General features: G+C 69.7%; 12 protein-coding genes. 8 read left to right on the top strand and 4 right to left on the bottom strand.

Annotated elements, in window-relative coordinates; all coding sequences use genetic code 11:
- Positions 1–119 precede the first annotated feature (119 nt).
- A complete protein-coding gene (locus WBG99_RS23755; RefSeq protein ID WP_338898246.1) occupies positions 120–941 on the top strand; it encodes a class I SAM-dependent methyltransferase in 822 nt (273 codons plus the stop codon).
- A gap of 113 nt (positions 942–1,054) precedes the next feature.
- Here the strand turns inward: WBG99_RS23755 and WBG99_RS23760 are convergent, their stop codons facing one another.
- The 3 genes from WBG99_RS23760 to WBG99_RS23770 all read right to left on the bottom strand — a co-directional run bounded on the left by WBG99_RS23760 (position 1,055) and on the right by WBG99_RS23770 (position 3,923).
- Complete coding sequence (locus tag WBG99_RS23760; protein WP_338898247.1) at positions 1,055–1,729, bottom strand: methyltransferase domain-containing protein; 675 nt, start codon at positions 1,727–1,729, stop codon at positions 1,055–1,057.
- Between the two features lie 260 nt (positions 1,730–1,989).
- Complete coding sequence (locus tag WBG99_RS23765) at positions 1,990–2,925, bottom strand: WecB/TagA/CpsF family glycosyltransferase (protein ID WP_338898248.1); 936 nt, start codon at positions 2,923–2,925, stop codon at positions 1,990–1,992.
- The gene (locus WBG99_RS23770) at positions 2,922–3,923 is read right to left on the bottom strand and encodes a UDP-glucuronic acid decarboxylase family protein (protein ID WP_338898249.1); all 1,002 of its coding nucleotides are present in this window, start codon (positions 3,921–3,923) and stop codon (positions 2,922–2,924) included. Before WBG99_RS23770 ends, WBG99_RS23765 begins: the two co-directional genes overlap by 4 nt.
- 192 nt (positions 3,924–4,115) lie before the next feature.
- Between WBG99_RS23770 and WBG99_RS23775 the strand changes: the two genes are divergently transcribed.
- The 5 genes from WBG99_RS23775 (at position 4,116) to WBG99_RS23795 (ending at position 10,506) form a co-directional block, all read left to right on the top strand.
- Positions 4,116–4,775 carry a sugar transferase gene (locus WBG99_RS23775; RefSeq protein WP_338898250.1) on the top strand — a complete coding sequence of 220 codons (660 nt, stop codon included), beginning with the start codon at positions 4,116–4,118 and terminating at the stop codon, positions 4,773–4,775.
- Positions 4,776–4,891: 116 nt separating this feature from the next.
- A complete protein-coding gene (locus tag WBG99_RS23780) occupies positions 4,892–6,808 on the top strand; it encodes a DUF4012 domain-containing protein (RefSeq protein ID WP_338898251.1) in 1,917 nt (638 codons plus the stop codon).
- A 382-nt stretch (positions 6,809–7,190) separates the two neighbouring features.
- Positions 7,191–8,717: a polysaccharide biosynthesis tyrosine autokinase gene (locus WBG99_RS23785; protein ID WP_338898252.1), complete on the top strand. Its 1,527-nt coding sequence runs from the start codon at positions 7,191–7,193 to the stop codon at positions 8,715–8,717.
- A 151-nt stretch (positions 8,718–8,868) separates the two neighbouring features.
- The gene (locus WBG99_RS23790) at positions 8,869–9,696 is read left to right on the top strand and encodes a glutaminyl-peptide cyclotransferase (RefSeq protein ID WP_338898253.1); all 828 of its coding nucleotides are present in this window, start codon (positions 8,869–8,871) and stop codon (positions 9,694–9,696) included.
- A gap of 405 nt (positions 9,697–10,101) precedes the next feature.
- Positions 10,102–10,506: a hypothetical protein gene (locus WBG99_RS23795; RefSeq protein ID WP_338898254.1), complete on the top strand. Its 405-nt coding sequence runs from the start codon at positions 10,102–10,104 to the stop codon at positions 10,504–10,506.
- An 18-nt stretch (positions 10,507–10,524) separates the two neighbouring features.
- Here WBG99_RS23795 and WBG99_RS23800 read toward each other — a convergent pair whose 3' ends face one another.
- Positions 10,525–10,692: a hypothetical protein gene (locus WBG99_RS23800; protein ID WP_338898255.1), complete on the bottom strand. Its 168-nt coding sequence runs from the start codon at positions 10,690–10,692 to the stop codon at positions 10,525–10,527.
- 219 nt (positions 10,693–10,911) lie between these two features.
- On the opposite strand from WBG99_RS23800, the gene WBG99_RS23805 reads away from it, so the two are divergent.
- A complete protein-coding gene (locus WBG99_RS23805) occupies positions 10,912–12,684 on the top strand; it encodes a CHAT domain-containing protein (RefSeq protein ID WP_338898256.1) in 1,773 nt (590 codons plus the stop codon).
- A gap of 118 nt (positions 12,685–12,802) precedes the next feature.
- Positions 12,803–14,230 (top strand): IS1380 family transposase, encoded by a 1,428-nt coding sequence (locus WBG99_RS23810; RefSeq protein ID WP_338898257.1) that lies wholly within the window; start codon positions 12,803–12,805, stop codon positions 14,228–14,230.
- Positions 14,231–14,494 lie beyond the last annotated feature (264 nt).

Genomic DNA, 14,494 nt, shown 5'->3' on the forward strand with positions numbered 1-14,494 from the left:
TCTTCGCTCGTCCGGCGTTCAAAAGATCCGTCGCCGGGCCCGATTCGCAGTGCCGAACGCGTGAATTCCGCCATGTCCGGTCTCATCGTCCCCTCCGGGGCGGATACGGCATGCATAGCGTGTCGTGCGTGACGACCACTTCAACCAAGCCTTCCATGGGGCAGTTGCAGGAGCAGGGACACGGCGACGGGCACGACTACGCCAAGGGTTCGCCGCACATCCGCCACCACAGCGTCCGCGAGCGCGTGATCGCAGAGCTGCACACCCTCGTGGGGGAGGTCATCGACCTGAACGGGGAATGCCGGGTGCTGGAACTCGGCGCCGGGCACGGCACCTTCACCGATCATCTGTTGGCGGCCGGCGCCGAGGTCGAGATGACGGAGATGAGTGCGCCCAGCGCGGCCGTTCTGCGGCAGCGCTTCCGGCACAACCCCAGGGTCACGGTGATCCATGACCCTGACGGTCGGGCGGCCTGTGACGGGGGTCCCCTCGGCGCTGTCGTATGCATCTCCGTGCTGCACCACATTCCGGACTACCTCGGCACCGTCCAGCGGCTTGTCGAGCGCATCGTGCCCGGCGGTGGGTTCCTCAGCATCCAGGACCCGCTCTGGTATCCGCGGCGGTCCGGAATCTCCATGGGAAAGGACCGCAGCGCCTACCTGCTCTGGCGGCTGGGACAGGGTGAATTCCGCCGCGGTTTCGCCACCCGGATGCGCCGCTTGCGCGGAGTGCACGACGAAACAAATGAGGCCGACATGGTCGAGTACCACGTCGTGCGCAACGGTGTGGACGAGGATGCTCTGTGCGGGCTGCTTGCGCCCGCTTTCGAGGAGACGGAGTTGCGGCGCTACTGGTCCACGCAGTCCGGGATGCTGCAAAGCATCGGCGAACGGATCGGGCCACCTAATATGTTCGGAATCGTTGCCCGGAATCGTCGCTGAAATGCGCCTGCGTTGACGGCCTGTCGGCCGGGATCCGAACCGCCGTCCACCGCCGAAGCGGTGCACGGCGGTTCGCAGTCCGGTGAAAGGTCCGAGGTTCGGGTCTGTCTGCTTCAGCCGTGGCCTGCTCTGCTGACCGCCACCAGTGACTTCGGCAGTCCAGCGATGCGTTCGGGCCAGATTTCGGAGTGGGGGAAGCACCGGCGCATCCCGGTGAAGTCCAGCAATTCCACCCATGCCGCGTCGTCGACGGCGGCTCCGAGGCCGGTGGACCTGGTGTGGCCGAAGGGCCAGCGGACCGAGACCTCGGCGCGTGCCCTGAGGGGGAGGAACTGGAATCCGGGGAAGAGCCAGTGCGGTTCGACAGGAAAGTATCGGTACGGGGTCTGAATCCAGTGCTGGTCCGACATCGTGTGTACTGTCTCGGCCAGGCGCAGCCGGTTGGCGTGACCACCGACATGCTCCAGGAGGGAGTTCGAGTACACGAGGTCGAATCGCTCCTTGACCAGCAGGGCGGGAAGAGCACAGGCGTCACCGACGACGGCCGTGACACCCGGCTCGTCGGCCGACAGGGTCTTCGGATCCAGGTTGACGGTGACGACTTGGGCCGGTCTCACCGGGACGAGTCGCCACGCCTCGGGCACTCCACCGAGGTCGAGCACGCGCATGTCGCTCAGCGTCGGGAACCGTCGCAGCAGTTCTGCCCAGCGCTTGGTACGGGCCCGGTGGGAGAGGGAGCCCGGCCTGCCGGGATCGCTGACCACGTTCCGGATCGATGTGCGTGCCAAGGCAGTTGCTGACCTCAGGCGTGAGCCGGCGGAAGGGGATGCGGCGCCGCACGCCCGCGCGCTGCCTGCCGCGTCTGTTGCTTCTGTTGCGCGCGTGGTCACGTCAGGCCTCCTGGGACGGGCGCAATGGCCGTTGCATTTCCTGGTGCGGCGAGGGGCCGATCACCTCGGGGGTCGGCGACTGCCGTTCGAAGGCCGACGCCGCCCGGGGACGGCGTGGCCGCTCGAACGAGGCGCCTGGTGGGGCTTCCTGCGCCATGTCATCGGGCCTCGGACACTCGAACACTCGGACCCGTGGGGCGTCCGGCGTCACAGGGCGCCATTCCCCGTACAGTGCGTGGGCTCGCGGTGCTCCCGCCGACCGTAGCCTGCCGGGTCACCCCCCACAGGAACCGCGCGTTGCCGAACACGTACCGCCGCCACAGGCGGCGCGGCTCGCAGCCGAGACGGAACAGCCATTCCAACCCGTTGTGCTGCATCCAGGGCGGCGCCTGGCGCTTGGCGCCGGCGATGAAGTCGAAGGCCGCACCCACGGCCACGGCGACCACGGGCAGTTCGGCGCACAGTTCGGCGGCCCAGCGGTCCTGTTTGGGCGTGCCGAGGCCCACCCAGACGATGTCCGCTCCCGCGGCGCGGATGTCCGCCGCTTGTTGCCGCAGTTCTTGGGCGGTCAACGGGCGAAAGGGCGGGGAGCAGGTGCCGGTGATCCGTGTCCGGGGGAAGCGCCTCTCCAGTTCCCGGTGCAGTGCGTCCAGTACGTCGGGCGTGGAGCCGAGGAGGTAGTGCCGCAGGTCGGTGTGCTGGCTCAGGGCGAAGACGTCCAGAAGGAGGTCGGGGCCGTACACGCGGGTGCCGGGGAGGGTGTCGTCGCGGTGGAGAAGCTGGCTGGCCCAGGCGACCGACTGTCCGTCGGGCAGGTTCAGGGAGGCCGAGCGGAGGATGCCGTGGAGTTCGGGGTCCCGGTCGGCGAGGGCGAGCGTGTAGGCGTTGGACAGGTGTACGTCACTGCCGCGCTGCATGCCGGAGGCGCCGGGTCCGTCGGTGAGCCCATCACGTGCCTCGCGCATCCGACCGGCCAGGTGCACGACATGGCGGGCCGCGCTGTCGCGGGTGTGCGCGGTGATGGGCACACCGAGGCACTCGACCACGGGAGCCGCCGGCACCGGTGTCGTCCGGCTGCTCGGAGGGGCGGTCATGAGCGGACGGCTTCGGTGCTCGGCGTGGACCCGGCGGGCCGCGTGCCGCTCCCGGCGAAGTCGTCGGGGGCCAGACGCCGGCGGAAGTCGGTGATGGTGTCGCACAGGCCGCGTTCCACGGGAGTCGTGGGCTCCCAGTTCAGCAGTTCGCGGGCCAGGGTGATGTCCGGACGCCGTCGCTCGGGGTCGTCCTGGGGACGCGGGGTGAGCATGATCTCGGAGCCGGACCGGGTGAGCTTGCCGATCCACTGCGCCAGCTCCAGCATGGAGACCTCGTGGGGATTGCCCAGGTTGACGGGTCCGCAGTGGTCGCTGGCCAGCATGAGAAGCAGGCCTTCGACCACGTCGTCGACGTAGCACAGGGACCTGGTCTGGCTGCCGTCGCCGGTGACCGTGATCGGCTCGCCGCGCAGCGCCTGGCGGATGAATGTGGGGATCGCCCGTCCGTCGTCCGGGCGCATCCGCGGCCCGAAGGTGTTGAAGATGCGCACGATCTTGGCGTCCACACCGCGGCTCCTGCGGTACGCCATCGTCAGTGCCTCACCGAAGCGCTTCGCCTCGTCGTACACCGAACGCGGGCCCACGGGGTTCACATGTCCCCAGTAGCTCTCCGGCTGAGGATGGATCAGGGGGTCGCCGTACGACTCCGAGGTGGAGGTCAGCAGGAAGCGGGCGCCCTTGGCGGCGGCCAGGTCCAAGGCGTGCCAGGTGCCGGCCGAGCCCACTCGGAGTGTCTCCAGAGGCAGTCTCAGGTAGTCCGCGGGCGAGGCTGGTGAAGCCATGTGGAAGACGGCGTCCACCGGCCCCGGCTCGTCCACGCCCTGGGTGATGTCCCCGTGGCGGAACTGGAAGTGCCGGTCGCCCATGAGGTGCTCGATGTTCTCGGGGCTGGAAGTCAGGAAGTTGTCCACGCAGAGCACGTCGTGGTCCGCCTGAAGCAGCCGCTCGCACAGATGGGAGCCGATGAACCCGGCCCCACCCGTCACTACTGCACGCATGCAGGTCCTCTCGGCCGCCCCGCCCAGACTGGTGGACGAGGGCAAGCGTCGGTGTCATTGCCGAAGCTCGGATTGATGTCGTGTTTCTATTCATTAGTCAGAATTGAACCGATTGAGACGTCGTGCGGGTCGAAATGCCCCTAGTCAGGGCAGGTTTCACCCGTTCTGCCGTAGAAGGCGAAGGGATGCGGAATGCCGGTATCCACCGCGAAGACGGCTCATCACCGGCCGGCTCCGTGTGGGCGGGCGCACTGGGGAGTCCGGGCGGCCAAGCGGTCCATCGACTGTGCGGGGGCCGCCGTCCTGCTTCTGTTGGTGGCGCCGGTACTCCTCGCCGCCGCCGTCGCGGTGAAGCTCGACACTCCGGGCCCGCTGCTGTTCCGCCAGCGCCGGACCGGCTGGCGGGGCAAGGACTTCCATGTCCTCAAGTTGCGGACGATGCACGTCGGTTCGGAGCGGTTGCGCGCGGCCATGGAGGTGCGCAACGAGGCGGACGGGCATCTCTTCAAGATCCGCGAGGACCCGCGGGTGACCGCTGTCGGGCGGTGGTTGCGCCGTTACTCCCTGGACGAGTTGCCGCAGCTGGTCAATGTGCTGCGGGGGCAGATGTCCCTGGTCGGTCCCCGTCCGCTCCCGGTCGTGGACTCGGCGTTCACCGGGGAGGCCCGTCGCCGCCTGCTGGTCCGGCCCGGGATCACCGGACTGTGGCAGGTGAGCGGACGGTCCGACCTCGCCTGGGAGGACGCCCTGCGCCTGGATCTGGAGTACGTCGACACCTGGTCGGTCAGGCTGGACCTGACGATCCTCTGGCGGACCCTCCCCGCCGTGCTGCGCGGTGACGGCGCCTACTGAGCAGGCGCCCCGCGCGTCGCACGGAGGGGCTCACCTCCACACCCGGCGCGCGGAGGACGTTGCGCGGGGGCGGGCCACGGGTCCCACGAAACAGATCAGCCAGGGAGTGACACCGGATGTCCGAGAGTCGTCGTGGTGCGCCGCGTGTGCAGGAACCCCCGCTCGGCGCCGAGCGGGCCGGACGGATTCCGCGCCGGTGGAAAAAGCGGGTCCTGCCCGTCGTCATCGTCCGCCGACTGCGCGACCGTCGCGTCAGGCTGCCGGTGTACGCCGTGGCGGGACTGCTCCTGGCCGGTGCCGCCTGGATCGCGGTCACCGGAGTGCTCGCCCGCAATGAGCTGCTGGCCGCCCAGCGGAGTCTGGAGGCGCTGCGGAGGCAGCACCTCGCCCAGCCCGCAGTGGACCCGGCCACCGCGGCCGGCCCGCCGACGACGCGGACCGCGACAGCGCAGGACGCGGTGCGCAGCGCCGCCGGCCATGCCGCCCGGGCGCATCGGCTCACCACCGGCCCCGCCTGGTTCCCGGCGGCCCATCTGCCCGTTCTCGGCGGCCCCGTCCGTACCGTACGCGGTATCGCGGAGGCCTCCGACCGGCTGACCCACGACGTGCTCTCCCCCATGGCGCGCACCGTCGCGGAACTCGGTTCAACCGGTACGGACGACGGCCGACACCTGGACCTCTCCGCGCTGCGCCGTGTGGCTCCCCTTCTCGAACAGGCTTCGCGCAGCGCGTCGGAGGTGCGCGCCGATGTCGACGACCTCCCGCACGGAACCTGGCTGCCGGCCACCGACCGGGCGCGCACCGAACTCGCCCGACAGCTCGATCGGATCACCCCTCTCACCCACGATGCCGCCGCGGCGGCCCGGTTGCTGCCCTCGATGCTCGGAGCGGACGGACCGCGGCGGTACCTGGCGGTGTTCGAGAACACCGCCGAGGCTCGTGGTACGGGCGGGCTTCCCGGGGCTTTCGCGGTGCTCAGGACGGAACGGGGCCGACTGAGCTTCGAGTACTTCGGGAACGACACCGAACTGAGCGAGGCGTATGCGGACGTCGACCTGGGAGCGGAGTTCGGCGCGCTCTACGGCCCCGGCGCCCCGACCCGGACGTGGGTGAACTCCAACATGAGCCCGCACTTCCCGTACGCGGCGCGGATCTGGGCCGCGGCGTGGCAGCGGCACAGTGGCCGGACCGTGGACGGCGCCTTCGGCCTGGACCCCGGTGCGGTCTCCGGGCTCCTCGCCGCCTCCGGCCCTGCCCGGCTGCCCGACGGGAGCGTCGTCGCCGCCCACAACGTCGTGGATCTCAGCGAGCGCGCCAGCTACGCGCTCCACCCGGACGTCAAGCGGCGGAAGGCCTACTTCCTCGACGTGGCGCGTGCGGTGGCCATCCGGCTGCTCGGTGCCTCGGCCGACCCCGCGCGCCGGGCCGACCTCTTCTCGGCACTGCACCGGCAGCTGGGAGAGGGACGGATCAAGGTGTGGAGTGCCCACTCGGCGGAGCAGCGCGAACTCCTGGCGCGGTCGTTCGGCGGAGCGCTGCCCAAAGAATCCGCTCCGCTGGCCGGACTGGTCGTCAACAACGCGGCGGGTACGAAGCTCGACTACTACCTCCACCGCCAACTCGTGTGGGCACCGGGCCGGTGCGTCGGCGGCCAGCGAGAAGTCACCGTGACCGTCCGCCTGACCAACCGGGCTCCGGTGTCGGGACTCCCGCCGTACGTCGTCCAGCGGGTGGACGACCCGCCCTACGACACACGGCCAGGCGACAACCGCCTGTTGGTGTCCTACTACGCCAGCGCGGAGGCCACCCTGTCCGGTGCCACCCTGGACGGCCGCCCCACTCAAGTCGGCCACGGCGCCGAGCGGGGCCACCCGGTCTTCACCCTCGATGTCGAGCTGCCCGCGCGCGGCACGCGCACCCTCGTACTCCACTTGCTGGAGCGGCCTTGGGACCGCTCTCCCGTCGTGCTGCGTCAGCCGCTGGTGCACCCCCTGCGGGCCACGGTGCTCCCGAACGGTCCGTGCGTCGGCTGATGTCCCTCGCCGGGGGCATGGATGCCGACGTCATGCCGGACATCCACGCTCCCGAATCGTTTCGGAAGGATCATCCAGTTCAGGCGTTCCGCGTACTCGCCGTGCGCACCGTGACCTCCACCGCTCGGCGCTCGCCGAGTGCCTGCTGAGGCAAGGGCCGGCCGCGGCACGGGAGCTGGTCCCGGTCGGCAGCGCCCGGGACGCACGCCCTGCCGGGCAGGCCGATGGCGGCCGTGACCGCCTCCATCCCGGTACTGGACGCCGCACGCGGCTCCGGCTGACTCAGCGGAAGACCGTCACCCTGCACGTTTTTGCCGGACATCGCGGATATGATCCCCGAGTTAGTGAATGCCCCACATTGCCGCCTATTCATATATCTGGGATGGATGCCTTGGATCTGTCCGACTACCTTCGATTCCTGGTCAGGCGTTGGCGCGCCATCGCGGCGCTGGGCCTGCTGGGAGCAGCGATCGGCGCGTTCGTCACCCACGCCACCACACCGCAGTACCGCGCCACCTCGACGCTTTTCGTGTCTCTTCAGGACAGGGACGACACGGTCAAGCTAAATCAGGGCAACACGTTCGCCCAGGCTCGCGTCCGCTCCTACGCGGAAGTGGTCACCAGTCCCCGCGTGACCGAGCCGGTCGCCGAGTCTCTGCGCCTGGACCTGACGCCCTCACAACTGGCCCGAAAGATCACCACGGAGGTACCCCTCGAAACGGTACTTCTCAAGATCACCGTCACGGACACCCAGCCGTCCCGGGCGGCCCGGATCAGCAACGCGATCGCCCACCGCTTCGCCGAGGTCATCGCTGACATCGAACGACCGGAGGGCGCCCGGCTCTCGCCCGTCCGGCTGAGCATCACCGAGCCCGCACACCGACCGAACGCACCGGCTTCCCCGAACCTGGTGCTCAACCTCGCGCTCGGGCTCGCGGCCGGTCTGGGCCTCGGTACCGGCCTGGCGGTCGCCCGGGAGTCGTTGGACACCTCGGTGCGCAGCCGCAGCGACCTGACCCGGTGTCTCGCCGACACCGGCGGACCGGCCGTACTCGGCAGCGTCGTCCTCGACCAGCGTGCCTCCCGACACCCGGTGGCGACGGACGACGACCCGTTCGGCCGGCGGTCGGAGGACTTCAGGCGGCTGCGCACCAGCCTCCGGTTCGTGGACATCGACGCTCCGCCCAAGGTCATCGCTGTCACCAGCGCAGCACCCGGCGAGGGCAAGACGAGCATCTCGATCAACCTGGCGTCCGCCCTGGCCGAGTTCGGCTCCTCGGTCTGCCTGGTCGACGCGGATCTGCGGCGCCCCAGCGTGGCCCAGACGCTCGGCCTGGTACGGGACGCCGGACTGACCACCGTGATGATCGGCCAGGCGAACGCCGAGGACGTGATGCAGTCGGCGGGCTCCTTCTCGGTGCTGTCCAGCGGGGTGCTGCCGCCGAACCCGGCGGAGATGCTGGGCTCGGCGCAGTTCCGCACCGTGGTGCGCTCGCTCGCCGACCGGTTCGACCACGTGGTGATCGACACCGCGCCGGTACTCCCGGTGGCGGACACACCGGCGATGGCCTCGGCGGTCGACGGCTACCTGCTGGTGGCCCGGTACGCGAAGAGCACCCGGGGTCAGCTCACCGACGCCGTGCGCACCCTGCGAGGCGTCGGCACGACTGTGCTCGGCAGCGTCCTCAACAGGGTGCCCGCCAAGCGCGACAGCGAGCAGTACGGCTACGGGTATGCGTACCGACCCAGGATTTCGGGACGCCGAGACCGGCTCCGGCTCCGGCTTCGGCTTCGGCTTCGGCTCCGGCGTGGCAGGCCGGCGACGATCAGCGACTTCCCCGCGCCGACCGCGCCGGCGGGGAAGGACACCGTCCCGGCGGTCGCCAAGGAAGGCGGAGAGCATCACTGAGCGAAGGGGGGATGCCGCGGACGCCCGGGACCGTGTGGCCGTGCCGGGCGTCGGCGTCCGGCAGGCGTCGCGCCGTCGGACCGGCGTTCGCAGGCGCCGGGCATCCGGCGCGGCGGTTCGCGTCTCCCGGTCGACGGCCCGGTCCGCGCGGATGCGTGCGCTCCTGGCGCTCCCGGCCATCGCGGCCGCGGCCCTGGCGGGTGCGATACCGCTTACCGCGTGTGAGGCTGACGGCCGCTCACCGGTGCGCACGCAGGCCGCGGCCGGGTCTGCCGCGGGGCGGGTCGAGCAACTCGGGGTCAGGGTCCTCGACGTCCTGCCTCATGACCCGAAGGCCTACACACAGGGCCTCGAGATGGCCGGGCGAACGCTCTACGAGGGGACGGGCATGGCCGGCGAGTCGTCGGTCCGTCTGGGCCCGCCCGGCCGGCCTCCCACCGTCCGTGCCGACCTGCCGGCACCGCTGTTCGGGGAGGGGATCACCGTCCTCGGGCCGACGCTGTGGCAGTTGACCTGGCGGGACCACATCGCGATCGAACGGGACGCCGGAACGCTGGCCGAGCTGCGTCGTCTCCCCTACGAGCAGGAGGGCTGGGGGGTATGCCACCAGTCGGGACGCGGGCGGCTGGTCACCAGTGACGGTTCGGCCCGGCTGACCTTCCGGGACCCGCGGACGCTGGCCCCGACCGGTGAACTCCTCGTCACCCTCCACGGCCGTCCGGTGCCGCGGCTCAACGAGCTGGAATGCGAGGGCGACCTCGTGTACGCCAATGTCTGGCCCTCCCACCGGATCGTGCGCGTCGACGCGGGCACCGGCGCGGTGACCGCTCAGATCGATGCCTCAGGGCTGTTGACCTCGAAGGAGCAGCAGCACGCCGAGGTGCTGAACGGCATCGCCGCCGTCCCCGGCACCGATGAGTTCCTGCTCACCGGCAAATGGTGGCCGAAGATGTTCCGAGTGGTCTTCGTCGCCACGTGATCCGGTCTCCGGCCCCGTCGGCAGGGCTGTGCGGACGGGGCGGGGACGGATCAGGGCGGGGGCGGCCGGCGCCCAGGGTGGAAGTGCGCGCATCCCGTCGGCGGTGCGCCTTCCCCGCCACGGAAGCCGCCGCAGCGCCCACAGTGACCGTTGCCCCTCGCCCGGGGACAGCCGTATCGGCGTCGGCGGAGCCGGCCTGACCGATGCGGCGCCCCCTCGGCCGAGTCCTCGACCCCAACAGCTGTGCGAAGTACGGAAGTTGAAGAACGGGCTGCGTGCGACACCCATGCGGCTGAGAATGGGTGGAAACCGGATGATGCGTCGATCTTTACGCCATACTTTCGCCGGGACAGGCAAGTTGGCGGGCCTGCGTGGGCGTGGGGTCCGCTCGGCGGAAGGGCACACATGAGCGACACCATCAAGATGAGCGTTCCGAGCGAGCTCGCGGAACTCCTGGTCACCGACGGCCACGCCACGGTGACACGTGGTCGGCGTAGCTCCCAATGGGCGCTCGACGGGGACTTCCTGGGTCAGACCGCAACCGTGATCGCGCTGCTCCAGGCGCCACAGACCATTGCGTATCTGGCGAGCGCCATCAGGTCGTTGGCTTCCCGGCGCCGCGCAAGCGACCCCGGCAACCGATCGACGCTGTACGTCGAGGCGATCGGCCCGCGCGGGCAGATCCGCTTCGACGGGGAGGCGACCGTGGCGGAGATTGAGCGTCTGCTCCAAGGGACGATTCTCGCCGAGCCGGGCGACCGGCCAGAGATCCGCAACGCCAACGGCAGCGGCACTACTGACGCGGACTGACGGTTCATCACCATGAGGTCATGGCGCCAGCGTTTCGAGTCCTTCGTCGTCACGGCGGTTCAGGGCCACCTGAACGTGGATCTGTTGGCGGAGCTGGAGGACGTCGATGCCGCCGACATCCGGGCTATCGCCCGGCTCTATCAGGTGCTCGATCGGCGGCCCGTGTATTCGGTCGGGCTCGAACACATCGTGTCGACCATTTCCCAGCACTACTCTCGTTCATCGCACAAGCCGCTCACCAGTTGTCTTCTCTCCTCTCTGCTGGATGAGACGGGGCAGGCATTCGAGGGGCTCGGACGCCGGACGGAAGCAGCGGAGTGCCATCGACTTGCTGCCGCCTTGATGCCAGGGGGGCCGGACAGGGTCATTCTTCACCTGCTGTCTGCGGCTTCGAGTGAGCAGCAGTTGCACCTACTCAAACCCCTCACCGTCGATGCGGTCCTCCGGGCACTGCTGTATGAGATCAGTCGTAGCAGCCGCCGCATCCGACGTGCGCGCATCCTCAGCAGCATCGCCTACGCCGCCCACACGACCGGCAACATCGAACGGCTCCGCACCGCCATCGAGGGTCTTGCCAAGACGGCGGACTCACCCGGCTACCGGGCTCTCACCACGTACTACCGGTCCCGTCTCCTGATCGCCACGGGACGCATCGACGAGGGGCTGGCCGCGGAAGCGGAGTTCAGACTCGAGGCGGCCGAAGTCACCAAGAAGGACCGCGCCCACGAGCACGTGATCCTGCTTCGAGCGGCCTTCACGGAAAGCTCCAGCGCCATGGCGCGGGCGTCGGAAGCCGCCCTCCGAGGCGATGACGTGGAGGCGGCCGGATGGTACGGGCAAAGCGCGGAAGAGCTGCCGTTCAGCCCACTCCGGTCGGCGATGCGAGCCTTCTCCGAAGTAGCACGGGTCAACGGCGGCCTGCTGCCCTCATCGGCCGCTCTCCGTGCGTCGCTGTCCCGGCTCTGCGCTGACAACGTGTTCGCAGCCCGCTCGGTGATCGATGTCGAGCTGGTCCTCACGGGGCTGCTGATGAGGGCCGTCGACCTGTACGAAGCGGCCCAGGACAGCGGACGTGACGCGGCGCTCGTGGCGGAAGTCGCGGACTTCCTGGGTGAGTTCCGAGGTGGGACCGCTGTCGGCCGCCCTCAAAGAAGGGACGCGTACGGCAACGACGCGCTCGCGGATCTCACGCTCGTGGGATTCCTTTCGCACACCACCGAGCCGGTGACGCCGACCGACCTCGCGGAGAACTTCCCGGAGCACCACGTCGTATGGGTCAACGTCACCGGCGCGGAAGTCGGCGAGCACTTTCTGACCGTCGTGACACTCCGCCCCGCGAACCCGGTGCCGTGCGTGAGGCGTACCCGGCTCTCGGCCGCCGACGGAAAGGCACTCGCGCAGTGCCTCGACGAGGAATCGGAGGAGGCGCCCGCCGAAGCAGTCCGACGGGTCTCAGGCATGTTCTTCCGCGACGTGGATCCGGACGCCGTCACCACGCGCGTCGTCGTCGTTCCCGACTCGGTCACCTGGTCCATGCCCTGGAACGAACTCGCGCCGCGAAGCGCCCGTGACCTGGTCATCACCATGTCCATGGGTGCCGCCCTGCGTGCACGGCCCGCCCCAGAGGTCGTGCTGCCGCGGGTGATTGGCCTCTTCGACGAGAAAGAGCTCAAAGGCTCCCGTCTCGAAGCGCGGGCCCTGGAAGGGCTCAGCGCACGGGGATGCATCCGCTTCACGCGCGTGCACTCACTGGCCGAACTCCGCAATGCACTGGACACCGCCTCGTACGACATCCTCACGGTCAGCGTGCACGGTACCCAGGGCGACGGCTTCGAGTACCGCATGCTCCTGCCCGATGGACCATCCTCACCCGCAGCCCTCCTCCAGCTTGGGCTCCCCCCGGTGGTCATCCTCGGCTGCTGCTGGTCAGCAAAGTCCACCGAAAGATCCGACACCGCTGCCGCCGCCCTGTCCTGCCTCGTGGCCGGAGCGTCACAGGTCGTGGGCGGCCTCTGGGCCATCGACGACGAGCTGGCCGGGGAACTGCTGTCCGGCACCTACGACCGGCACCTGCGCCAAGGCATGCCTCTCCCACAAGCCCTGCGCGAGGCGCACTTGGCACTCCCACACGACCGCCGTCCCGGAGCCGCGGGGCTCGCGTTCATGGGCCGTGCCTAGCCCTGGCTATTCAGTGGGATTGGCAGAGCTGACACCATGACAGCAGAAAGGTGCCGTTGACCTGCGAGGATGCGAGTGTCTAGGTCGTATCCGTGGCAGAGAGCAAGGCACCTTTCTGGTGGTCGAGAGTACAGGGTGGGACCGTCGGCTGTCCGTGGTGGCTGACGGGAAGAGGCTGGTCGGGCATGCCGGGGCGGTGCTGCTGCGCAGGTGTGCGGACCGCACGGGAGTGACGGAGGCGCTCGCCGGGGTGCTGCCGTCCAGCACGGCCGCAGGCTGGCGGGACCGTGCCGGGGTACTGGTGCACCTCGCGATCGCGATCGTGCTGGGGGCGGCGAACCTTTCGGAGGCCGAGCAACTCCACTTGCGTCGCCGGCCGTTGTTCGGGCTCGCGGCCTCGGACTCCACCGCCCGCCGCACGCCGGCCGCGCTCGACGAGGCCGCCCTGGCGCGGATCGCAAGGGCGCGGGCGGGGGTGCGCCGGCACGTGTGGGGGCTGCTGCACCTGCGGCCGGGCGGCTTCCCGTGGCTGACGGTGGCTGGCAAGCGGCTGACCGGCTGGATCGTCATCGACCTCGACGCCACCATCATCACCTCGGCGTCGAAGAAGGCCGGGGCTGCGGTCACCTTCAAAAGGATGTTCGGGTTTCATCCGCTGGCCGCGTGGTGCGCGAACACCACCGAATCGCTGGCGATGCTCCTGCGACCGGGCAACTCCGGAGCGAACACGGTGACCGACCACATCCGCGTGCTCACCGACGCCCTCGCGCAGATCCCCGGGTCCTCCACGGTGAAAATCCTGGTCCGGGTGGACGGGGCCGGAGCCACCCACGGACTGCTGGAACACCTCGAAACGCTGAACACCACGCGGCGCACGGTCCGCTACACCGTCGGCTGGAAGATCACCGAAGACGACGAGAAGGCCATCGCAAAGCTGCCCGAGGCCGCCTGGGAGACCTCCCTGCACCAGGACGGCAGCCTCCAAGAAGGCTACTTCGTCGCCGAGCTGACCGGGCTGAACACCCGCGAGGGCTGGCCGCAGGGCATGAAGCTGATCGTGCGCCGCGTCAAGCCCACCCGGCGGCACCTGAGGAAACTCACCGCGTTCGAAAAGAAGACCGGCTGGCGCTACTGCATCACCGCCACCAACATCGGCCGCATGTGGGGCACCGCCGGCTCCGGCCACGCCCAGTTCCTGGACGTACTGCACCGCTCCCACGCCTGCGTGGAAGACCGGGTCCGCACCAACAAGGCGATGGGACTGGACAACCTGCCCTCCGCCTCCTGGGAGGTCAACCGCGGCTGGATGCTCACCGCGAACCTCGCCGCCGATCTCGACGCATGGCTGCGGCTGCTGGCCCTGCACGACATCGACGATCTGGCCGAGGCGGAGCCGGACACCATGCGCTTCCGCCTCTACCACCTGCCCGCCCGCCTCGCCGACCACGCCCGCCGCCGATGGCTGCGGATCGAGCGGGCCTGGCCCTGGGCGAAGGCGTTCACCACCTGCTGGCAGCGGCTCACCGCCCTCCCGGCCGTCACCTGACGACCGGCCGCCAGCCCCGACGAAGACCAGGAAGGAGCACGACCAGCACACTCCGGGAGCCGTGGACCCCGGCGCAGCCGCAGCGATAAGCGAAGGCCCCGCCCGCGATCACGCGGAACAAACAGGGCAAACCGACAGCCCGATCAGGCAATCACAGCCGCTGACGAATCGAGGCTAGTACTCCAGCCGGACTTCGCGTCTTGACTTGCGAGGATGTCGAGCGGTGGGAGTATAGCGGGCAGGGCGCCGTCACGGGCGGGTTCT

The sequence above is a fragment of the Streptomyces sp. TG1A-60 genome (genome assembly GCF_037201975.1).
Lineage (GTDB): Bacteria > Actinomycetota > Actinomycetes > Streptomycetales > Streptomycetaceae > Streptomyces.

Bases quoted from the DNA above. Each gene is read 5' to 3' on its own strand.
- WBG99_RS23765 (WP_338898248.1), bottom strand. From the start codon at position 2,925: ATGACCGCCCCTCCGAGCAGCCGGACGACACCGGTGCCGGCGGCTCCC.
- WBG99_RS23770 (WP_338898249.1), bottom strand. From the start codon at position 3,923: ATGCGTGCAGTAGTGACGGGTGGGGCCGGGTTCATCGGCTCCCATCTG.
- WBG99_RS23775 (WP_338898250.1), top strand. From the start codon at position 4,116: ATGCCGGTATCCACCGCGAAGACGGCTCATCACCGGCCGGCTCCGTGT.
- WBG99_RS23780 (WP_338898251.1), top strand. From the start codon at position 4,892: ATGTCCGAGAGTCGTCGTGGTGCGCCGCGTGTGCAGGAACCCCCGCTC.
- WBG99_RS23785 (WP_338898252.1), top strand. From the start codon at position 7,191: ATGGATGCCTTGGATCTGTCCGACTACCTTCGATTCCTGGTCAGGCGT.
- WBG99_RS23790 (WP_338898253.1), top strand. From the start codon at position 8,869: ATGCGTGCGCTCCTGGCGCTCCCGGCCATCGCGGCCGCGGCCCTGGCG.
- WBG99_RS23795 (WP_338898254.1), top strand. From the start codon at position 10,102: ATGAGCGACACCATCAAGATGAGCGTTCCGAGCGAGCTCGCGGAACTC.